General features: G+C 71.4%; 18 protein-coding genes. 10 read left to right on the top strand and 8 right to left on the bottom strand.

Features of this window, described 5'->3' with window-relative positions; all coding sequences use genetic code 11:
- Window positions 1-6 precede the first annotated feature (6 nt).
- Window positions 7-1,029, bottom strand: coding sequence for a tyrosine-type recombinase/integrase (locus OG430_RS44470; RefSeq protein WP_327358375.1), 1,023 nt, complete (start codon window positions 1,027-1,029; stop codon window positions 7-9).
- Window positions 1,030-1,172: 143 nt separating this feature from the next.
- Complete coding sequence (locus tag OG430_RS44465) at window positions 1,173-3,473, bottom strand: MMPL family transporter (RefSeq protein WP_327358374.1); 2,301 nt, start codon at window positions 3,471-3,473, stop codon at window positions 1,173-1,175.
- A 106-nt stretch (window positions 3,474-3,579) separates the two neighbouring features.
- On the opposite strand from OG430_RS44465, the gene OG430_RS44460 reads away from it, so the two are divergent.
- Both OG430_RS44460 and OG430_RS44455 read left to right on the top strand, forming a co-directional pair.
- Window positions 3,580-4,386 (top strand): AfsR/SARP family transcriptional regulator, encoded by an 807-nt coding sequence (locus OG430_RS44460; protein WP_327358373.1) that lies wholly within the window; start codon window positions 3,580-3,582, stop codon window positions 4,384-4,386.
- 56 nt (window positions 4,387-4,442) lie between these two features.
- Window positions 4,443-4,889, top strand: coding sequence for a TIGR03618 family F420-dependent PPOX class oxidoreductase (locus OG430_RS44455; protein ID WP_327358372.1), 447 nt, complete (start codon window positions 4,443-4,445; stop codon window positions 4,887-4,889).
- A 104-nt stretch (window positions 4,890-4,993) separates the two neighbouring features.
- On the opposite strand, the gene OG430_RS44450 is transcribed toward OG430_RS44455, so the two are convergent.
- The gene (locus OG430_RS44450) at window positions 4,994-7,852 is read right to left on the bottom strand and encodes an AfsR/SARP family transcriptional regulator (RefSeq protein WP_327358371.1); all 2,859 of its coding nucleotides are present in this window, start codon (window positions 7,850-7,852) and stop codon (window positions 4,994-4,996) included.
- 74 nt (window positions 7,853-7,926) lie between these two features.
- Between OG430_RS44450 and OG430_RS44445 the strand changes: the two genes are divergently transcribed.
- The 4 genes from OG430_RS44445 (at window position 7,927) to OG430_RS44430 (ending at window position 10,778) form a co-directional block, all read left to right on the top strand.
- Window positions 7,927-8,448 carry a carboxymuconolactone decarboxylase family protein gene (locus tag OG430_RS44445; RefSeq protein WP_327358370.1) on the top strand — a complete coding sequence of 174 codons (522 nt, stop codon included), beginning with the start codon at window positions 7,927-7,929 and terminating at the stop codon, window positions 8,446-8,448.
- A gap of 126 nt (window positions 8,449-8,574) precedes the next feature.
- Window positions 8,575-8,988 (top strand): VOC family protein, encoded by a 414-nt coding sequence (locus OG430_RS44440; protein WP_327358369.1) that lies wholly within the window; start codon window positions 8,575-8,577, stop codon window positions 8,986-8,988.
- A gap of 200 nt (window positions 8,989-9,188) precedes the next feature.
- The gene (locus OG430_RS44435) at window positions 9,189-9,623 is read left to right on the top strand and encodes a DoxX family protein (RefSeq protein WP_327358368.1); all 435 of its coding nucleotides are present in this window, start codon (window positions 9,189-9,191) and stop codon (window positions 9,621-9,623) included.
- A 195-nt stretch (window positions 9,624-9,818) separates the two neighbouring features.
- Window positions 9,819-10,778 carry an RICIN domain-containing protein gene (locus OG430_RS44430; protein WP_327358367.1) on the top strand — a complete coding sequence of 320 codons (960 nt, stop codon included), beginning with the start codon at window positions 9,819-9,821 and terminating at the stop codon, window positions 10,776-10,778.
- Window positions 10,779-10,795: 17 nt separating this feature from the next.
- Here the strand turns inward: OG430_RS44430 and OG430_RS44425 are convergent, their stop codons facing one another.
- Together OG430_RS44425 and OG430_RS44420 are read right to left on the bottom strand one after the other, a co-directional pair.
- Window positions 10,796-11,275: a hypothetical protein gene (locus OG430_RS44425; RefSeq protein WP_327358366.1), complete on the bottom strand. Its 480-nt coding sequence runs from the start codon at window positions 11,273-11,275 to the stop codon at window positions 10,796-10,798.
- Window positions 11,272-12,006 carry a TetR/AcrR family transcriptional regulator gene (locus OG430_RS44420; RefSeq protein WP_327358365.1) on the bottom strand — a complete coding sequence of 245 codons (735 nt, stop codon included), beginning with the start codon at window positions 12,004-12,006 and terminating at the stop codon, window positions 11,272-11,274. The genes OG430_RS44425 and OG430_RS44420 overlap by 4 nt, the downstream gene beginning before the upstream one ends.
- Before the next feature lie 187 nt (window positions 12,007-12,193).
- Here OG430_RS44420 and OG430_RS44415 point away from each other — a divergent pair, with 187 nt between their 5' ends.
- Window positions 12,194-12,676 carry a nitroreductase family deazaflavin-dependent oxidoreductase gene (locus OG430_RS44415; RefSeq protein ID WP_327358364.1) on the top strand — a complete coding sequence of 161 codons (483 nt, stop codon included), beginning with the start codon at window positions 12,194-12,196 and terminating at the stop codon, window positions 12,674-12,676.
- A gap of 66 nt (window positions 12,677-12,742) precedes the next feature.
- On the opposite strand, the gene OG430_RS44410 is transcribed toward OG430_RS44415, so the two are convergent.
- Window positions 12,743-13,930 carry a geranylgeranyl reductase family protein gene (locus tag OG430_RS44410; protein WP_327359474.1) on the bottom strand — a complete coding sequence of 396 codons (1,188 nt, stop codon included), beginning with the start codon at window positions 13,928-13,930 and terminating at the stop codon, window positions 12,743-12,745.
- Between the two features lie 379 nt (window positions 13,931-14,309).
- Here OG430_RS44410 and OG430_RS44405 point away from each other — a divergent pair, with 379 nt between their 5' ends.
- Complete coding sequence (locus OG430_RS44405) at window positions 14,310-15,665, top strand: dipeptidase (protein ID WP_327358363.1); 1,356 nt, start codon at window positions 14,310-14,312, stop codon at window positions 15,663-15,665.
- Between the two features lie 234 nt (window positions 15,666-15,899).
- On the opposite strand, the gene OG430_RS44400 is transcribed toward OG430_RS44405, so the two are convergent.
- Window positions 15,900-18,317, bottom strand: a complete 2,418-nt coding sequence (locus OG430_RS44400; protein WP_327358362.1) for an ABC transporter permease — start codon at window positions 18,315-18,317, stop codon at window positions 15,900-15,902.
- The gene (locus tag OG430_RS44395; protein WP_327358361.1) at window positions 18,314-19,027 is read right to left on the bottom strand and encodes an ABC transporter ATP-binding protein; all 714 of its coding nucleotides are present in this window, start codon (window positions 19,025-19,027) and stop codon (window positions 18,314-18,316) included. Before OG430_RS44395 ends, OG430_RS44400 begins: the two co-directional genes overlap by 4 nt.
- A 232-nt stretch (window positions 19,028-19,259) precedes the next feature.
- On the opposite strand from OG430_RS44395, the gene OG430_RS44390 reads away from it, so the two are divergent.
- The gene (locus tag OG430_RS44390; RefSeq protein WP_327358360.1) at window positions 19,260-20,549 is read left to right on the top strand and encodes a sensor histidine kinase; all 1,290 of its coding nucleotides are present in this window, start codon (window positions 19,260-19,262) and stop codon (window positions 20,547-20,549) included.
- Window positions 20,546-21,235: a response regulator transcription factor gene (locus OG430_RS44385; protein ID WP_327358359.1), complete on the top strand. Its 690-nt coding sequence runs from the start codon at window positions 20,546-20,548 to the stop codon at window positions 21,233-21,235. Before OG430_RS44390 ends, OG430_RS44385 begins: the two co-directional genes overlap by 4 nt.
- Window positions 21,236-21,258: the final 23 nt, after the last annotated feature.

Below are 21,258 nucleotides of genomic sequence, written 5' to 3'. Positions count from 1 at the left end.
CCCCACCTATGGGGTGTCTTCCGGGAGTTGGGGGATGGCTGACATGAGTTGCCGCATCGCTGCCATCTGCTGCTCCTGGTGCCGGAAACGGGCATGCAGGCGCGCCATTTTCTCGAGAAACGCTTCCGGGTCGACGGTCAACTGCTGACGCAGCAATTCGACGGCTTCGGAGCCCAGTTGCTCGATGACCGGCACGTGGGCGGTGGTGCCTGAGAGGGAGGCGCCGGGGAGGGCGCGGGCGGTGGCGCGGGCAACGCCACGGTCGGATTCGATGTAGTCCTCGGTGGTGCCGGCCGAGTCGTGGCGGGCCTGGTCGCGGGCGGCAATCAGGTCCTTTTTGACGCGGTAGGTCCAGGTGACGAACCAGTGGCGGAGCTGGTGGATGGAGGCGGGTACACCGGCTTTGGCTTTGGCCCAGTACAGGAATCTGCTGGTGACGGTGTTGCCGGTGACGTAGCGGCCCAGGACGTATCCGCCCGCGGCGATCTCGGGGGCGAGTTCGTCGATGAGGAGTTGGTCGACCTGTACGTCTTCGGTCTTGTCGCCTTTGCCGTCGTGGACGGTGAGGATTCCGCCGGTGCCGTCGGGGTCGGGGAGGATGTGTTCGCCGCGCAGCTGCCCGATCTCGAAGGCCCTGAGCCCGGCGTAGAGGGCGAGTAAGGCGGCGACGTACATGGGCCGGTTGTGGGTCTTGAGGTAGTCGAGGAGCTGCAGTCGCTGGGTTTCAGTGACGGGCTTGGGGCGGCGCCTCGCACGCTTGGGGCGTTTGATCTTCGCGGTGGGATCGGGGATGCCTGCCCAGGTGGCGAAGGATTTCACGGCGGTCAGGTAGGTGCGCCGGGTGCTGGGCTTGGTGCCGCGTTCGGTGAAGAAGGCGCGGATGTGGGCTTCGGTGAGCTGGTGGGGATCGGTGAGCTGGTGGTGGCGGCAGATGCGTTCGACTACGCGGATGCGGCCGTCGATGGTGCGGGCGGCGTAGTCGTTTTCGGTGTCGTTCTTCCAGCAGTCCCAGATGTCGGGGAGTTGCATGGAACAAGCGTGCGGTTTTACATCAGCCTTATTTGCCCCGAAAAGGTCATCTGGTGTGCTTCTGGTCTGCCCATGGCCTGCGGGGCTTGCGGCGCCCTCCCCGGATGCCGCAAGCCTCTGGACAGTGGGCGTGTGCGTTGCGCTCACCGGTCACCCCCGCCCGCTATGGCGAGCGGGCCGGGCGCCATAGCGGCTGGTGGGGGTGTGGACAACTGCGGGTTTTCATACTTCCGGTGGAGTACGTCCTGCTCGGCGGGGCGCGGCGCCTCACTCAGGCCGAAGCGGCGGTGCAGTGTGCGCAGCGGCTTCGGCGCCCACCAGTTGGCCCGCCCCGCGAGCCGCATCGCCACCGGCAGCAGCACCACGCGGATCAAGGTCGCATCGACGACGATCGTCAGGGCCGCGCCGACGCCGAGCTCCTTGAGGAAGACCACTCCCCCGCTCGCGTAGGCCAGGAACGACAGCGCGAGGATCGCGGCCGCCGCGGTGATCAGGGGTGCGCTGCGCCGGATCCCTTCGCCGACCGCCCGCCCGGTGTCGCCGGTGGCCTCGTACTCCTCCTTGATCCGGGCGAGCAGGAACACCTCGTAATCCATTGAAAGGCCGTACGCGACACAGAACATCAACACCGGAATGCTCGGCTCGATCGACCCGGTCGGAGTGAAGCCGAGCAGGTCGGACAGGTGCCCGTCCTGGAAGACCCAGACCAGGCAGCCGAACATCACCGACAGGCTGAGCAGATTGAGGAGCGTCGCCTTGGCGGGCAGCAGCACGCTGCCGGTCATCAGGAACAGGATCAGATACGTCGCCGCCAGGACGAGCCCGACCGCGAGCGGCAGCCGCTCCAGGAGGACGGAGCGGAAGTCGCTGGTCTCGGCCGGGTAGCCGCCGACCAGTACGGGGACGGGGGCGCGGGTGTCCCGGACGCGTTCGACCAGGGCGGGCACATCCGCGTACATCGCGGCCTGCGTGGGCACGACGGCGAGGCGCGGCAGGCCGCTCGCGGAGGTCAGGCCGGGCTGCGGGGGCGTCGGTGTCAGGTGGCCGCGTCGGTACGTTCCCTCGGGGGCGTCAACCTGGAAGATTCCGGAGATCCGGGAGAGGTCGGCGGCGTACGCCTTCGTGTCGGCCCGCGCGCGCAGAACGACCTGAAGGGTGTCGGTGGGCTCGGCCGGGAAGGCGGCGTGGACGCGTTCGGAGGTCGTGCGGGACGAGGCGCCCGCGGGCAGGGTCCGCTCGTCGGGCAGCCCGAACTTCAGGCCGAGCAGCGGCGATCCGGCCAGCAGCAGGACACCGAGGACGGCCGTGCCCGCGGCGGCCGGCCGGCGCATCGCGGCCAGGGCGGTCCGATGCCAGAACCCGCTCTCCCGCGCCGGTTTCGCGCGCTCGACGCGGTGGCCCCAACGGGCGAGGGCCGCGGGCAGGAAGAGCAGCGCTCCGCCGACGGCGGTGAGCACGACGAGGACACCGGCGTACGCGAACGAACTGAGGAAGAAGAACGGGAAGACGAGCAGCGCGGACAGCGACACGGCCACCGTGACCCCGCTGAACAGCACGGTTCGCCCGGCGGCGGCCGTGGCGCGGACCACGGCATCGCTCTGTGGGCGACCCGCGTACCTCTCCTCGCGGTAGCGGTTGATGACGAAGAGGCTGTAGTCGATCCCGAGTCCGAGGCCGAGCACGAGCGCCAAGTTGGCGGCGAACGTGGACACTTGGGTCACCTGCGCGAGGGCGCGCAGCCCCGCGAGCGTCCCGACGACGGACAGGAGTCCGACGCCGACGGTGAGCAACGCGGCGACGGTTCGCCGGTACAGCAGGATCAGCAGCAGCAACACCCCTGGCAGGACGAGCAGTTCGGCACGGAGGAAGTCCTGCCGGGCCTGCTCGCCGACCTGCCGGGAGATCTCCTCCTGCCCGCCGACCGCGACGGTCAGTTCGGGTGTGGTGCGGGTAAGCCGGGGTGGGAGCTCTGCGAGCCGCTCGCGGGTGTCGGTGGCGGAGCCTTCGAGCCGGGCCAGGATGAGCGCGCCGGCGCCGTCGGAGCTACGCAGGGCCGGGCTCTTGCCGCTCCAGTACGAGGCCACGTCCGTGACGCCGGGCAGTCCGCGCACCTCGTCGGCGAGGGCCCGCGCGCCTTGGGCCGTCTTCGGTGCGTCTACGTTGCCGCCGCGTGCGGTGACCAGCAGGGCGAGGTTCGGGTTTCCGGTGCCGAACTCCTCGCGCAGCACGTCGGCGGCGGCCACGGACTCGGTGCCGGGCGCATCCCAGCGCGACAGCTCCAAGTCGGCCTGCGCGCCTGCCCCGTAGGCACCGAGACCGAGGAAGACGAGCAGGACGGTGATCAGTACGGCGCGGCTGTGCCGTACGAGGCGATGACCTAGACGAGTCAGGGCGGTGGGGCGGCCTTGGGGCGATGGGCGGGGCGGGAAACTTGGGGAAGACATGCCGCCCACGTTCGGCCGGGCCGCTGACCAGGCGCTGGAAGAGCCACTGGAAGGCCCCCTGGAAGATCAACAACTGTGGGGCTTCACACCGGGTTAGGCTCGGCCCATGGGTGAGGGGATGCGCTTCGAACTGCTGGGCCCGCTGCGGGCGTTCCGCGACGGCACACCCGTGGACCTCGGCCCGCCGAAACAGCGCGCCGTCCTCGCGGTGCTGCTCCTGCAGGACGGCCGGGCGATGTCGTACGACGCGCTGGTGGCGGCCGTGTGGGGCGACGAACTACCGGCCCACGTACGCAATCTCGTCCAGAAGTACGTCTCCGGTCTGCGCCGCGCCTTCGCCGACGCCGGGCCCGAACTGGCCTGGACGGGCACCGGTTACCGGCTGACCGGGGCGGCCATCGACGACCTGCGGGACCGGCGGGCCGTCCTGCGTGAGGCGGTCGCCGCGCGGGACGCCGGGGATCTTCGGCGGGCCGGGCTGCTGGTGCGACAGGCCGAGGCGATGTGGCAGGGCGATTTCGCCGAGGGCCTCGCGGGGCCCTGTCTGGCAGCCGAGCGGCGCCGGTTCGCGGAAAAGCGGCTGATGGTGTTGGAGGCCCGCATCGAGGCGGAGCTCGAACTCGGCCGCTACCACGAGTGCCTGCACGAACTGGTCCACCAGGTCGCGGCCCACCCGCTGCGCGAGCGCCCCGTATGGCTGCTGATGCTCGCCCTGTACCGCAGCGGCCGTTCCTCGGACGCGCTGCTCGCCTACGAGGAGGCGCGATCCCGCATCGCGGACGCGATGGGCGCCGATCCCGGGCCCGCGCTGCGTGCTTTGCACGAGCGGGTGTTGCGGCAGGATCCGGCGTTGCTCGGGGGCGGCTCGACACCGGTGCTGCTCGGGGGCGGCGGCGCGGCCCCGGCGGCCTGACGCGACGGGCCTACGCCCCTAACTGCCTCCCCTCTCTTGATTGTTAGCCTGCTCGGATGACTGCGATCTTCGACGAAGCCGTCCGCGCCCGCCTTGTGGCCCCCAACATCTGGTACGTCGGCACCGTGTTCGCCGACGGGGCGCCGCAGGTCAGCCCGATGTGGGTGGACCTTGAGGGAGACGGGGAGCTGATGTTCAACACCTCCGTGGGCCGGGTCAAGGAGGAAAACCTGCGCCGCGACCCCCGCGTCTACCTCTCCCACGCCGACGCCACCGACCCCTTCGACCGCGTACAGATCAGCGGCGAGGTGGCCCGCTTCATCGAGGGCGAGGAGGCACGCGGGCAGATGGACCGCCTGGCCCGGAAGTACCTGGGCAGCGAGCGCTTCGAGTGGCTGATGCCGGGAGAGGAACGGGTCGCGGTGATCGTGCGGCCGGTCAAGGTGCGGCACATCGTGGGGGTGGAGCGGTTTCGGGCCGGGGGGCCTCGTCCTGCTTCCTGAGCGTCGTGGCGGACACCGGGCCGTCCGGTCGCCGAACCAGGCGAAGTGCTCACGTGAGTGCTGTCGGGCGTGGTTCGCCCTGCGGCGGCGGTGCGGGATGACGGTCAGGGAGCCAGCTCCCGGATGAGTTCCGCGATGTCCTCGGCTTCGGGAACCGCCAGGGCGGTGTAGAGCTCGCGGGCCTGGAGGGCGTGGGCGTGGGCCTGGCCGGTGTCGTTCCGAGCCTGGTGGGCGCGGGCCAGGCCGTCGTGGGCGCGGGCCTGTTCGGGGAGGTTGCCGTGGTCGCGGGCCAGGCCGAGGGCTGCCAGGTGTTCAGTGAGGGCGCGCGCGGGTTCGCCGGCCGCCCGGGCCACGTCGCCGAGGCCGTTGAGTGTCTCGGCCTGGTCGCTGACGTAACCGAGGTCGTGGTAAAGGTCCTTGGCCCGCTGGTAGTGGGCGCGGGCCTCCTCGTAGCTGCCCGTCCGGCGGTGCATGCCGCCGAGGCCGTTCAGGACCGAGGCCTCGCCGCCACGGTTGCCGAGTAGGCGGTGCAGGGCCAGCGCGTCGGTCAGATGCCGGTGCGCGGCGTCGAGCAGGCCCTGCCGCTCGTAGACGGCGGCGAGGTTGCCCAGGACGTGCGCTTCGCCGATCCGGTTGCCGCTGTCGCGGCAGAGCGTGAGCGCGGTTTCGAGGTGATCGCGGGCGGTGGGGTAGTCGCGCTGCCTGCACAGGACGTTGCCGAGGGTGTTGTGGGCGCGTGATTCAAGGAGACGGTCCCCGCTCTCGCGGGCCAGTTGAACCGCGGTCTGCGAGTGTGTGATGGCCTCGGTGTACCGGCCCAGGCGCCAGCACTCCCATCCCAGGTCGGTGAGGGCGCGTGCCCGATCGCCGCAAGTCCGGGCCGCCTGCAGGGCCTGGGCGTGCACGGCCAGGGCGTCGGATTGGTGGGCATGGCCGAGGTAGGGCCGCAGGATCGATGCCAGGTGCCCGGTGTGGAGGGGCCAGCCGTGCTCGGCGGTGTGGCTTCCCGAGGCGATCAGGTTGGCACGTTCCGTTTCGAGCCAGACGGTCGCCGCGGCCGGATCCGCCAGGTCGACGAGCGGGGTGTCCGGTCGCGGGATCACCGGACGCTGGCCGGCACCGTAGGGGTGGATCTTGTCCATGGCTGTGCGCGCGGTGTAGAGGTAGTGGTCGAACAGCCTGGTCAGTGCGTCGTGCCTGGCTTGCTCGGACTCCGTCGCCGCCGCGGTGGCCAGGGCGTGCTCGCGCAGCAGTCCGTGGAAGGTGTACCGGCCCGGTTCGTGCTGCTGCAGCATGTGCGCGTCGAGCAGGTCCTCCAGCAGATCCTCGGCCCGGTCCAGCGTCGTGTCCGCCAGAGCCGCCGCCGCGTAGGGATCCACGTCGTGCCCGGGATGGAGACCGAGCAGGCGGAACATCCGCTGCTGGTCCTCGTCGAGGTACTGGTGGGACAGGGCGAAGGCGGCGGTCAATCCGCGTTCCGCGGTCGACAGTTCGGTCAGCCGCCGCTTCTGGTCGCGCAGCCGGCCCGCCAGGTACTGGACGGTCCAGCGCGGCCGGTTGTGCAGCCGCGCCGCCGCGATCCGGACGGCCAGCGGAAGGAACCCGCACAGCTGCAGCACGTCGAGGACGGCGATCGGCTCGGCATGCGCCCGCTCCCCGATGATCCGGGTGAACAGTTCGACGGCGTCCCTGGCAGGCAGCAGATCCACCGTCAGCGCCTCGATGCCGTCCAGGTCGGACAGGCGCCGTCGGCTGGTGATGAGGACCAGGCTCTCCGTCGCCCCCGGCAGCAGCGGCCGGACGTGGTCGGCGCTGGCCGCGTTGTCGAGGACGGTGATGACGCGCCGGCCCGCCAGTCCCGACCGCCACAGCGCCGAGCGGCCGACCAGGCCGGACGGGATCGCCTCGGCCGGCAGGCCGAGTTGGAGCAGCAGCACCTCCAGCGCCGCCTCGGGCTCCAGCGGTGCCTGCCCGGCGGTGTGCGCGTGCAGGTCGACGAAGAACTGCCCGTCCGGATAGGCGTCGGCCAGTCGGTGCGCGGCATGGACGGCCAGCGCGGTCTTCCCTATGCCGGCCATCCCGTCGATGGCCGCGAGAGTCACCACGCCGGACGCGGCGCCGAGGCGGTCGAGTTCGTCGTCGCGCCCGGCGAAGTCCGGGATGTCGAAGGGCAGGAAGTTCGCGCGCCTCACCATGGCGGGTGCCGGTCGGGGCGGGCTCGGCGTGAGGTGCAGGCCCGGATCGTCATTGAGGATGGACTGCTCCAGGACGACGAAGGCCCGTCCCGGGTCCAGCCCTTGGTCCTCGGCGAGCCTGCGGCGGAACCGGCGGCCCGCACCCAGGGCGTCGCCTTGGCGGCCCGCCCGGTGCAGGGCGAGCATCAGGTGACGGCAGAGCCGCTCTCGTAAGGGGTGGGCTGCCGCTTCGGCCGACAGCTCGTCGAGAACCTCCCGGTGGCGGCCGAGCGACAGCTCCAGCTCCATCAGGTGCTCGACTGCGGCGAGGCGGCGCTCCAGCAGCCGGGCCCGCGCATCGGCGACATAGTCGGCGTTGACGTCGGCGAACGGCTGACCGCGCCACATCGTCAGCGCCTCGCGCAGCAACACGGCGGCCTTCTCGGGTTCCTCCGCGGACGCATCGGCGACGGCGGCGTCGAACTCCCTCGAGTCGAGCTGCCCGGGCCGCGGAACGATCACGTAGCCGGACGGCCGGGTCTCCAGGACCTCCGCCGTCCCGGTGCCGCGCAGGACCCGGCGGATCGCCGTCACCGCGGCATGCACCTGCGCCCGCGCCGTGTCGGGCGGCGTCAGGCCCCAGACCGCGTCGATCAACCGGTCGGCGCTGAGGACCGTTCCAGCGTGCAGCAGCAGGTACCCCAGGACAGCGCGATGGCGGGGCGCGGTCCCGGCCAGGGGCCCGTCATCGTCCGATATCTCGACCGGACCGAGGATCGAGAACCGCACCGAACTCCCCCCGATAGCGCACCCATTGCGGACGCATCGCGAATCTATCAACCCGGGCGCCCAAGATCCTCCTCATGAACGGACTTCCCCTGATCGACCCCGAGACCGCCACCGGTGAGACGGCAGAACTGCTGGCCCTCGCGCAGAGCGCCTGCGGGCTCACCCCGAACCTGTCGCGGGCGATGGCCAACAATCCGGCCGTCCTGCGGGGTTACCTGGATTTCGGGCTCGCATTGCGGGAGCGCGGATGCCTGCCCGACGCGGTACGGCGACGGGTCGACCTGTTCGTCGCTCAGCACCACTCGTGCGAGTACGTCCTGTCGGCGCACACCTACGTCGGCACGAAGGTCTCCGGGCTGAGCGAGGAGGAGGCCGAGCGTGCCCGTCGCGGCGAGTCCGGCGATCCGCAGGCGGCCGCCGCGCTGGCCCTCACCGCGGCGCTGCTGAAGGGAGGGGAGCCCGAGCCCGGCATGGGGATCGAACCCGCCCATGTGGTGGAGATCGTCGCGGAGGTCGCCCTGGCCACGCTGCTGGTCCACCTCGCCGACGCGGGACAGGTGCCGGTCGACTGGCCGCTGGTTCGGCCCGACGACTGATTCCCGCAGGTCCGTGTCACACCTCCGGCCAGACCCCACGGATTCACCGGCGAACACCCGCGCCGGGCCGGCGTCCGGGCCCTGCCCGGATTCCCCAACAACCACCCATGAACAGGGAGTCAAGACATGAAGGCACACGTCAGCTCGATCCTTCTCGGTGTCCGGGACATGGACCGGGCCAAGCAGTTCTACACCGAGGGGCTCGGCTGGAAGATCCAGAGCGACTTCGGCATCTCGGTGTTCTTCGCATCGGACGGCGCCTCGCCGGTCGGCTTCTACAGCCGCGAAGGCCTGGCAGACCAGGTGGGCACGGCCCAGGAAGGCAGTGGCTTCAGCGGACTGGTCATGACCTACGTCGTCCGCAGTGAGACGCGGGTCGACGAGATCATGGCTGAGGCCGAGAAGGCCGGCGCCACGGTCCTCAAGCCCGCCGGCGCTCTGCCGTGGGGCGGATACGGCGCCACCTTCGCCGACCCGGACGGCTACATCTGGAGTCTCGGCCACAGCGCCCAAGGAACCGACCAGCCCTACGCGGAGTAGCCGCGATCGTCGTCTCACAGCAGTGCGGGTCGGCGGGGGCGGCCTGGAAGAGCCGGGTCGCCCTCCTACGCCGACGACCTCACCGCCCGCGTCGCATACGACGACTTGCCTACAGCCACAGGCGCGAGCATGTGCGCGCCGTCGAGAACACGAAGAAGCCCGAGACCCATCGTCCTGCCCACCCCTCCGAAGGGAAAGAGATGTCGAAACGCCTCATGACCGGCCTGTACTGGTTCCTCGCCTTTGAGTTCGCTCTGGGCGCCGTAACCAAGTTCTGGCCGGGCGACACGATATTCAGCTCGGCGTACTCCGTGAAGTTCGCCGAGTGGGGATACCCGTCCTGGATGCGCTTCCTGGTCGGTGCCCTGGAAGCTGTGGCCGCCGTCCTGCTGGTGATCCCCGACAAGCGGGCGCGCTTCCTGGGTGCCACGGCGCTGATGTTCGTGCTCACCGGCGCGGCCACCACCCACATGGTCAACCACGACCCGGCGGTGGAAAGCTGGGCCGCGCCGACCCACCTCGTCATCATGGGCATCCTCGCACTGGCCAACTGGCCTGCCGACTGGCGAGACCTCCTGCGGGCCCCCGCCCCACCGACAGGAACACCACGTCCGGCGAAGCAGGCAGCGGGCTGAGCTCCGTGGCCCGGCGGAGCGAGCCCATGCCAACTGCTTCGGGGCCGATGTACGCATGACGGGATGGTCGGTGGCTGTGGATTCGCCGAAGGCGGGGCCACAGCCTGAGACATGCGGAGGCAGGTCCGGCCGGCGTTTCGGACAGCGGTACGAGGCGCAATCCAGCATTGCCCCGCCTGTCACGCCGCCAGCACGATGGCCTGCGTGGGAAACCTGGAGGAGTTGTCGCCGGATACCGCCCAGACCGCTGCCGACCTGGTCGTGCTGATGCAAAGACTCAAAGAGCGTTCGGGTCTCACCTATCGCGAGTTGGAGAAACGGGCCGGCCGAAGCGGCAGTGTGCTGGCCCGCAGCACACTGGCCGATACCCTGCGGCGGACCAACCTTCCTCGCCCCGACGTCCTGGCCTCTTTCGTGCGCGCCTGCGGAGACGAGACGCAGGTCGGTTCCTGGCTGGGTGCCAGGGATCGGATCGCGGCGGCGCTCGCTGCTGATACCGGCACCAGGACCGATAGCAGGACCGGGACCGGTATTGAGCCGCGGCCCCCGCAAGCACAGATCAAGCGCCCCACGGCATGGCGGCCGCGCTGGGCCAAGGGCCCGAGAATCATGCTCGCCGCCCTGCTCACCCTCCCCCTGCTCGCCTTGGGCGCATGGCGATTACTGCCCAGCGGCTCGCACGGAACGGGGACACCTGCGGCCGCGACGCCCGCCGACGGCTGGGTCACCATCCGCCCCGCCCGGACGCCCGACCTCTGCCTGACCGACGGCCGTGACCGCGACGGCGCCTACGACAGCGCCGTTGCCGTCCAACTGCTGTGCTCGCAGGCCACCGTGCCGCGCACCTACGTCGAGCCGGTCGGGGAAGATCTGTACCGCATCCAGTGGCATCATCCCGAACACGGGAAAGGATGCCTGACGATCATGAGTGACGGCCCGGTGAGGGGCATGCTCGAACCTCGGACCGACTGCGCCCAGGCCACACTCTTCCGCCTGGAACCCGTCGCCGCCGGCTCAAAGGCCTTCCGGCTCCGCCCGACCACCAGCACGCGTTGCGTCGGCATCGCCGGCAACGACACCGCAGACGGCGCCGAAGCGGTCGAGGAACGGTGCACCGGCGCGGCCGACCAGCGATTCCTCATCCGGGCAAGCTGACGGCCGACGCTGCTCGTTCACCAACCCCTTGGCAGGGTGACCGGCTTGCGCAGCCACCACCAACGGGTCTCGCGGCCATCCGCCAAGGCCCGCCAGTAGTAGGCCAGTTCGGCACCGCCGTCGGCCGTGGTGACGTTCATGTATCGCTCGTCCAACGCGTCGAGCGTACGGCGGACCTTCGCGGCGACCGGGTCGGGCAGCGCCTCGACGTACCCCTCCAACTTGTCCCGCACGGTCAGGTCGTTCAAGTACTCGTAGACCATGTAGGAGTTGTTGGTCCGCCAATCCTGTTCCATGTCGCCGATGGTGACGTGCCACATGCGTAGGCAGGACACGACGCCGTGCCTCGGCAGCAGCATCTGTCGAGCGATCTCTTCGCTGACACCGGCCTGCTCGACTTGAAGCTGCCGCAGGTCGAGCAGACCCATCGCCGCGCGGTCCTCGTCGGTGAGCCGGCGGACGAGGGCGTCGACCTCCACAGATCTCGCGTTGCTCATCCGCGGACGCCCGGCCCCACCAGCCCCACCTCGTACGCCAGTTGCCCCGCCGCATGCCCGAAGAACGCCGCCCGGTCCTCGATCACGCGGTTGAACTGGCCGAACAGCTCGAAGGACACCATCCCGAACAGCTGCGACCAGGCACGCGCCAGCGCCAGGCCGGTCGCCGGTGGCAGGTCGGGGGCGATGTCGGCGGTGAGCCGCTCGGCCTCTGCGTGCACCGTCGGGGGCAGCTTCGCGACGGCCAGGCCGTCGGGGCTGCGATGGGCGTCCCGGGCGATCGAGATCAGGACCTGGCCGACTCGTGAGGCGGGGCCGACAGTGGCCTGCGGGGCGGTGTAGCCGGGCACGGGCGAGCCGTAGATGAGGCCGTACTCGTGCGGATGGGCCAGCGCCCACGCACGTACGGCACGGCAGACCGCGACCCAGTGCTCGGCCGGGGCGCCCCTGCCCCGCGTGGTCTTGGCGGCTTCGGTGCGGGCGGACTCGGCGGCCTCGCCGAGGGAGTCGTAGGCGTCGACGATGAGTGCGGTGAGCAGGTCGTCGCGGCTCGGGAAGTAGCGGTAGAGCGCGGAGGAGACCATGCCGAGCTCGCGGGCGACGGCGCGCAGGGAGAGCTTGGCGGCGCCGTCGGCGGCGAGCTGTCTGCGGGCCTCGTCCTTGATGGCGGCGGTGACCTCTACGCGGGCGCGGGCCCGGGCTCCTTGGGTGGCTCCTTGTGCGGCAGTCATGCGGACAGTCTGCCAGAGCAGTGCGCCGAAACGTGAGCGCCGACAACTTTCGAGAGCACTGCTCTTGCTTTGGCGCACCGCCCCGTGGAACACTCTTCTCAAGCGAGAGCAGTGCTCACAGTTTGGGGCGGTGCTCACGCCGGTGCTCACACAGGCTCGGTACTCACATCACTCAGCGGAGGTCACCATGTCGCAGTCCCCGTCGCAGCCCACGCCCCAGCCCTACTACCTGCAGGCCGGCCGCACCGCGAACCGCTTCAACAACTTCGTCGGCTGGCTGGCCCGCCACGGCGTCAGCCTGATGGGCTCCGCCGAACTGTCCGTGCGGGGCCGCAAGAGCGGCAACATGCAGCGCATCCCCGTCAACCTGCACACCCACGGCGGCGTGCAGTACCTGGTCTCCGCCCGCGGCCACTCCCAGTGGGTGCGCAACATGCGGGTCGCCGGCGGCGGCGAGCTGCGGGTGGGCCGCAAGGTGCGCACCTTCACCGCGGTCGAGCTCGACGAGGCGGACGGCGCCGCGAAGCTGCCGATCCTGCGCAGCTATCTGGAGAAGTGGGGCTGGGAGGTCAACCAGTACTTCCAGGGCGTGACCGCCAAGTCCACCGACGAGGAGGTCATCGCCTGCGCCGCCGACCACCCGGTGTTCCGGATCACCGTCGACAAGTAGGCGGGTCTGCGGGTTCCGGCAAGCCCCGCAGCCCCAAGCACCCCTCCCTGAGCCGGAGTTGCGAAGTTATCGCCCGTCCAGCCGAGACAGCGCCCGCCGCGCCATCGGATGGTCCCGGACGATCTCGGTGAGCGAGGTCGAGCCCCGCGTGATGCGTGCGAAGGCGTTCCACGCGGGCCTGAAACCCGTGATCGCCGCGTGCAGCAGACCGGGGCGGCGCTCGAACGCGGTCAGCATCCGCCGTCCGAGGCTCATCTCCACGCCGAGCCCCGCCTTGATGGCGAAGGCGTAGTTCAGGGCCTGCCGGCGCGCGTCCACCGCGTCGCCCGCCTCGGCGATCCGTACCGCCCACTCCCCCGCGAGCCGCCCGGACCGCAGGGCGTACGAGATGCCCTCCCGGGTCCACGGCTCGAGGAGCCCCGCCGCGTCACCGCACACCAGGACCCGGCCGCGCGAGAGCGGCGAGTCCTCGGTGCGGCAGCGGGTCAGATGCCCGGACGAGATCGACGGCTCGAACCCGGCGAGGCCGAGCCGTCCCACGAAGTCCTCCAGATAGCGCTTGGTCGCCGCGCCCTCGCCGCGCGCGGAGATCACGCCGACGGTGAGGGTGTCGCCCTTGGGGAAGACCCAGCCGTAACTGCCGGGCATGGGGCCCCAGTCGATGAGCACGCGGCCCGCCCAGTCCTCCGCGACGGAGTCCGGCACCGGGATCTCGACCTCCAGGCCGAGGTCCACCTGGTCGAGCTTCACCCCGACGTGTGCTCCTATCCGGCTGGCACTGCCGTCGGCGCCGACGACCGCGTGCGCCAGGACCGTCTCGCCGTCGGACAGGACGATCGCGACGGTGCGCCGGTCGGGCACCGCGGGGCCGTGCTGCTCGACGCGCGAGACGGTGACGCCGGTGCGCAGTTCGGCGCCCGCCTTCTGGGCGGTCTCGACGAGCTGCTGGTCGAACTCGGGCCGGTTGATCAGGCCGAAGAGCGTCTGCTTGGAGCGGCGGGTGCGGGCGAACTTGCCGTCGAGGGAGAAGGTCACGGCGTGTACGCGGTCGCGCAGCGGCAGTTCGAAGCCGGGCGGCAGGGCGTCGCGCGAGGGGCCGATGATGCCGCCGCCGCACGTCTTGTAGCGGGGTAGTTCGGCCTTCTCCAGGAGCAGCACACGGCGGCCCGCGACGGCCGCGGCATAGGCGGCCGAGGCGCCCGCGGGTCCGGCGCCGACCACGACGACGTCCCACATCTCGCCGGCCTCGTCCATCTCGCCGGTCCCGTCGTCGGTGACGCCCTCCGCGACCTCCGAGACCTCCGCGACCTCGGCGTCGGGCTGCTCCGCCGCCGCGTCAGGGGCCTCGTCGCCTGCGTACTCGCTCGGGTTCTCGCTGCTCACGATGGGCTGCCGCTCCGATCCAGCTGGCCTTGCGCCGCTGCTGTTGTCACGTCTTGTCACATCCGCTGACACGTCCACCGACACGTCTGCCGACGTGTTCGGTGACACGTCCACTGTCGCGTCCACCGCATCCTACGGCGGGCGCCGACCCGCCCCCGTTATGGGAAGATCGGCAGCGTATTCGGTGTACGAACATCCACGCCGCACACGCATACACACAGACAACGTCGCACCCACCAGGAGCGTGCCCATGACGCCGACCGAGATCGCAGAGACCGTCGCCTCGCTGATGACCCGCGCGAAGGCCGAGCTGACCGAACTGGTGGCGTTCAAGTCGGTCGCGGACTTCGAACAGTTCCCGAAGAGCGAGAGCGAGGCCGCCGCGAACTGGGTGGCCGACGCCCTGCGCGCCGAGGGCTTCCAGGACGTCGCGCTGCTCGACACCCCGGACGGCACGCAGTCGGTGTACGGCCTGCTGCCGGGCCCCGAGGGTGCGCCGACCGTGCTGCTCTACGCGCACTACGACGTGCAGCCGCCGCTCGACGAAGCGGCCTGGCAGACCCCACCGTTCGAGCTGACCGAGCGCGACGGCCGCTGGTTCGGGCGCGGTGCGGCCGACTGCAAGGGCGGCGTGATCATGCACCTGCTCGCGCTGCGCGCCCTGAAGGCGAACGGCGGGGTGCCGGTGAGCGTGAAGTTCATCGCCGAGGGCTCGGAGGAGCAGGGCACTGGCGGTCTGGAGGAGTACGCCGAGGCGCACCCGGAGCTGCTCAAGTCCGACACGATCGTCATCGGCGACGCCGGCAACTTCCGCGTCGGTCTGCCCACCGTCACCGCGACACTGCGCGGGATGACGATGCTGCGCGTCGAGGTCGACACCCTGGCGGGCAATCTGCACTCCGGCCAGTTCGGCGGGGCTGCGCCCGACGCGCTCGGCGCGCTCATCCGCGTACTGGACTCGCTGCGCGCCGAGGACGGATCGACGACCGTCGACGGTCTCGACAACCGGCAGAGCTGGGACGGGCTGCAGTACCCGGAGGACGACTTCCGCAAGGACGCCAAGGTCCTGGACGGCGTGGAGCTGATCGGTGACGGCACGATCGCCGACCGGATCTGGGCCCGCCCGGCCGTCACGGTCCTCGGCATCGACTGCCCGCCCGTGGTCGGCGCGACGCCGTCGGTGCAGGCGAGCGCCCGCGCCCTGATCAGCCTGCGGGTGCCGCCGGGCGAGGACGCCGCCGCCGTGACCAAGCTGTTGCGGGCCCACATCGAGGCGCACACCCCGTGGGGCGCACAGGTGCGGATGGAGCAGATCGGGCAGGGCCAGCCGTTCCGCGCGGACACCAAGAGCCCGGCGTACGCGGCGATGGCCGAGGCGATGGCGGTGGCGTTCCCCGGTGAGGAGATGCAGTACGCGGGGCAGGGCGGCTCCATCCCGCTGTGCAACACCCTCAACTCCCTCTACCCGCAGGCGGAGATCCTGCTGATCGGGCTGAGCGAGCCGGAGGCGCAGATCCACGCGGTGAACGAGAGCGTGTCGCCTCAGGAGTTGGAGCGGCTTTCGGTGACGGAAGCGTTGTTCCTGCAGAAGTACGCGGCCAACTGAGGCTCGGGTAGGGGTTCTTCGGGGGCGACACTGCTCACCCCGGCCTCCGGACGTCGCCAGGCCCAACACCGAGGCCCGTTCAGACAGTCGCGGAGATCTACGGAGGCCCCCGCCTGCGAAATTCTCGCCACACCAACTACGGGAGTACGCGGCCACGCAGTCGGCCCGGCCCTCAAGGATGCGCAGCCGGCCCGGCCCGCAATCACGCGAGCCGGGCCGCGCGCCTCCGCCCGCCTATTCGGTCCGCAACGCGACAGCCGTCCGAGCCCGCGCCGCCCACCCCGCCGGCAACAGCGCGCCGAGTACCGCGATGGCCAGACCACCGAGCCCGAGAAGCAGCAACTGCGGTGCCTGGAAGACCGAGATGACCGACTCGGGCAGGGTCAGGCCGGCGCTCTCGCCCATCGCGGGCATGATCCAGCGGTGCAGCAACACGCCGAGCGGCACGCCGAGGGCGCCCCCGGTCAGGCCCGTTGCCACGACCGAGGTGAGGACCATGGTGATGGTCTGTCGTGGGGTCATCCCGAGCGCCTTGTGGATGCCGAGCTCGCGGACCCGTTCGCGGGTGTCGAGCACGACGGAGTTGAGGACGCCGAGGGCGGCGACGGCGACGAGCATCAGGGTCAGGAGGGCGGACAGGGCGTTGAGGGTGACGACCATTTCGCTGCTGCCCTCGGAGCTGCCGACCTGCGCGGTCAGGCCGAGGGGGCGCAGGTCCCGGTTGAGGGTGTCCGTGTAACTCGCCGCGTCCGTGCCGGATTTGAGGGCGATGTGGTGGGCGGTGGGTGTCAGGTCCGGTTCGGCGGTGTGCAGCGTGGCGGCGTCGGTGAAGATCTGCATGCCGTCGTAGCGGGGGTCGAGGACCTCGCCGACGATGCGCAAAGTGACCGGGCCCTTGCGGCCGTTGAGGGTGAGGCGGTCGCCGACGTGCTTGCCGGTCGTGGTCAGGAGGGGGGTCGGGACAACGGCCTCGCCCGGCTTCGTGAGCCAGCGGCCGGAGACCATGGCGTAGCCGCCCCACGAGGCATCGCCGGTGAACGCGGTGACGGTGGTGCTCCCGGAGGCCCCGGCGACGGTGGCCCAGGTGGTCGCCGTGCCGTAGTGGGCGCGGGTGCCGGGCTGCGCCTCGATCGCCTTGCCCGGGTCGGCGGCCGGTTTCGTGTCGCGGGCGGCGCCCGGGCCGTGGCGTGGGCCGAGGACGCCGATGGTCACGTCGGCGGCGCCGTGGTCGCGGGCCGTCATGATCTCGCCGAGGGAGGAGCCGAGGCCCACGGTGAAGGTGACCGCGGCGGCCCCGAACAGGATCGCGGTCCCCATGGCCAGGGTGCGGGCGGGCCGCGCGAAGGGCCGGGCCAGGCCGAGGCCGACCGGACGGGGCAGCGGGAGGCGCCCGGTCAGCCGCACCGCCCAGCGGCCGCGCGCGGGACGCGGGGCGGCGCCCACGGCGAGGGCGTCGACGGTACGCAGCCGCCCTGCCCGGGCCGCACTGGCCCATGCGGTCACCGTCACCAGGCCGAGGACGCCGCCGATCACGGCCGCGTCGATCCAGGGGGCGATGCCCAACTCGGAGGTGCCGTAGGCGTTTTCGGCCTCGGCGAGGATCGGGATCGCCAGCACATGGCCCGCCAGCACCCCCACGGCCGTGCCGAGCGTCGCCGGGAGCAGCGCCTGCCCGATGTAGGCGCGCACCACCTGGGCCGGAGTGAAGCCGAGCGCCTTGAGGATGCCGATCCGACGCAGCCCGGCGCCCACGGTGGCCGCGACCACGTTGCCGACGATGAGCACCGACATGACCAGACCGAGGACGCCGAACGCGATGAGGAAGGGCACGTACAGCGCGGTGTCGCGTTCGACGTGCTTCTTCACCGTGAGCCAGGACTGCGATCCGGCCACCGCCTTGGCCGGGAGGCCCGCGGTCACGGCCTTTCGTCCCGCGGCGATCTGCGCGGCGGTGTCGGCGCGGTCGAAGCGGTAGAGCATCTGGAGTCCGGGCGCCCGGCCGGGTGGTGTCAGCGCGGCGATCTGCGCCGGGGTCACCCAGGCTTCGGCGGTCCCGGTGGCCGAACGGGCCGTGCCGACCACCCTCAGGGACGGACTGCCGGGCAGGCCGGGGAAGTTGACCTTCGCGCCCACGACCGGGAAGCCTCCGGAGGTGGCGGCGAGGACGATCTCGCCGGGCCGGTTCGCCCAGCGTCCGTCGGTGAGGGCGAGCTTGTCGACATCGCCGTCGGGCCCGGCCCGCCCGACGATCGTCATGGGCAGTTCGGGAGCCCCGCTGTCCGGCCCCGAGGCGGCCGTCGCCTTCCCCTGGACCGAGGGAGCCTGCACTCCCGGCACCGGAGGAACCGTCGCCTCCGCCACCACCGACAGAGCCGTCGTCGTACGGAACGGGCCTGCGGATGCGGCCACTTGGGCCGCTTCGGCGCCGGCCCGCAACTGTGCTTCGCCACCGGCCCCCGCGGCGTACTGCACGGACAGATGCGCGCCGTGCTGGCGGGCGAAGGCGTCGTCGAAGGGGCCGCTGGAGGCCACGAGCAGCGATCCCGCGAGGACGGATGCGGCCACGGCCATCATCGCGGCCAACGCGATCACGATGCTCTGCACCCGGCGGCGTCCCGCGCCGGAGCGGACCACCTGGCTCAGCGCGCTCAACGTACGGCCTCTGCGGGTACGTTGATGCCGTCCGCGGCGATCCGGCCGTCGACCACCTCGATGGTGCGCGTCGCACAGGTCCGGGCCAGGGCCAGATCGTGGGTGACCAGGACGACGGTCTGACCGTCGGCGTGCAGCTCGCTCAGCAGCCCGCGTACGTCCTGCCCGGAGGCCGAGTCCAGGGCGCCGGTCGGCTCGTCCGCGAGGAGCAGGGGCGGCCGGTTGATCAGGGCTCGGGCCACCGCGACGCGCTGGCGCTCACCGCCGGAGAGCCGGCCGGGGTAGGCGCGGGCGTGCCGGTCGATGCCCAGGGTCTCCAGGAGCTCCGCCGCGCGGCGGTGGGCGGTGGCGCGGTACATGCCGGCCAGTTGGGCGGGCAGGGCCACGTTGTCCGCGACGGTCAGGTCGTCGAGGAGGTTGAAGAACTGGAAGATCATGCCGATCTTGGCGCGCCGGTAGCGGGCGGACGCGGCCTCGCCGAGCCTGTCCACGCGAACGCCGTCCACGGTGACGGTGCCCGTGTCCGGCCGGTCGAGACCCGCGATCAGATTGAGCAGCGTGGACTTGCCGCTGCCCGACGGCCCGAGGATCGCGACGGCCTCACCGCGGTGCACGGTCAGCGAGGCGTCGCACAGTGCGGGCGGCCCCTCGGCGGCCGCGTCGTATCTGCGGCTCACCTCGCACAACTCGATCACCGGTGTGCTGGGCATGAGGGTCTCCTTCGGTCCGTGCGGGCTGCCCGGTCGGGCGGCCCGTTCGACGCTAGGAGCGGGCAGGCCGGTGCCGCGTCGGCAGCCCGAGCCATATCCGGTACGGCGCACGGACGAGGGGCCCATGGGGTCCTCCTTGAGAAGTAGTCGACAGGCGTACGTGACGTGATCACCGTGATCACTGGGAGGGATGTGGGGCACCCGCGCGGTCGGCGACAATTGAGCGGTGAACATGGCGTCAGTGGCAGACCGGCTGCGGGACGGGATGGCGCTGCTGCGCCGCCCGACCGGTCCGCTGCCCTGCCCCACCCGGCGCGGCCTGGTCTTCGACGCGCTGCTCGCGCTGGCCGTCGGCCTGGACGTCCTGTACTGGGCCGCGGAGAACGGCGCCGATCTGATCCACGACTCGGCGGGCGGCATCGGCCCGTTCGGGCAGCTCTCCCGCAGCGGCAGCCTGGTAGTGGCGGTGCTGCTCACCGTCTTCGCGTACGCGCCCCTCGTCCTGCGCCGCAGATATCCGCTCGGCGTGCTGTGGCTCGTGACGTGCGCCGCGGCGCTCACCCCGCCCGAGGCGCAGCGGCTCAGTTTCTACGCGGTCGTCATCGCCGCCTACACCGCCGCGGCCTACAGCCCCTACCGGCCGGCCACCCTGGCCACGCTCGCCGTGACCGTGACGGCCGTCGGCACGGACGACCACACGCGGATCATGGGCGTGATGGCGCGCCCGCCCATCGTCCCCACCCAGTACGTCCCGCTGCTCATCCTCATCCCGCTCATCTTCGCCGCCCACGGACTGCGCACCTGGAAGCTGCGGACCGCCGAGGGCCAGGAACGGATGTCCGCCCTCGAACGCGAGCAGAGCGAGAAGCTGCGCCGCGCGACCGAGCAGGAGCGGGCCCGGATCGCCCGCGAGCTGCACGACGTGGTCACGCACAACGTCAGCATGATGACCATCCAGGCCGGCGCCGCCCGCAAGGTCATGAACATCGACCCCGCCGAGGCCCACGAGGCCCTCCTCGCCGTCGAGGCCGCCGGCCGGTCCGCTCTGGCCGAACTGCGGCACACCATGGGCCTGCTGACGATGAACGCCGAGGACGCCACGGACCCGGCGGGCACCGCCGACCTCGCCCCACAACCCGGCCTCGACCAACTGGAGTCCCTGGTGGCGGGCGTACGCCACACCGGCGTCCCCGTCACCCTCACCACCACCGGCACCCCGCGCGACCTGCCCTCCGGCATCGAGCTCACCGCCTACCGGGTCGTCCAGGAAGCCCTGACCAACACCGTCAAGCACGCCACCGGCGCCCGCGCGGATGTGACCCTCGCCTACCGGGACGACCACGTGCACGTCGAGATCACCGACTCCGGAGGCAGCCCCTCCGCCGCCGCGGCGACCGGCAACGGCCACGGACTCCTCGGCCTGCGCGAGCGCCTCACCGTCTACGGCGGCACCCTGCACACCGGCCGCCGCCTCACCGGCGGCTACCGGGTCGAGGCCCGCATCCCCCTGGAGACGACGTGACCGACCCCCTGCGCGTAGTGGTCGCCGACGACCAGGCGCTCGTCCGCACCGGTTTCCGCCTGATCCTCAAGGCCGACGGCATCGACGTGGTCGCCGAGGCCGCCGACGGCGCAGAGGCCGTGGACGCGGTCCGGCGCACCCGCCCCGACGTCGTCCTGATGGACATCAGAATGCCGGGCCTCGACGGCCTGGAGGCCACCCGCCGCATCCTCACCGGCGCCGCCGACGCACCCCGCGTGATCATGCTGACCACGTTCGACCTCGACGATCTGGTGTACGCGGCCCTCTCGGCCGGGGCCAGCGGCTTCCTGCTCAAGGACGTCACCCCCGAGCACCTGGTCGCCGCCGTACGCATGGTCCGCACCGGTGACGCGCTCCTCGCCCCGGCCATCACCCGCCGCCTGGTCGAGCGCCACGCCCGCACCGCCGCTGCCGCCGACCCGGAGGCGACCGGCCTGCACCGCGACCTGGAATCGCTGACCCCGCGCGAACTCGAGGTCCTGCGCCTCCTGGCCCAGGGCCTGAGCAACGCCGAACTGGCCGGACGCCTCTTCCTCTCCGAGACCACCGTCAAGACACACGTCGGCCGCATCCTCGCCAAACTCCAGCTCCGCGACCGGGTGCAGGCGGTGGTCACCGCGTACGAGACCGGCCTTGTCCGGGCGAACGGGCAGCCGGGAACCTGAACTGCCAGGCCCACAGCCCGACT

Origin of the sequence: Streptomyces sp. NBC_01304, assembly GCF_035975855.1 — a bacterium.
Lineage (GTDB): Bacteria > Actinomycetota > Actinomycetes > Streptomycetales > Streptomycetaceae > Streptomyces.
Note: the sequence above shows the minus strand (reverse complement) of the source record. Positions and strands in the feature narration are given on the sequence as shown.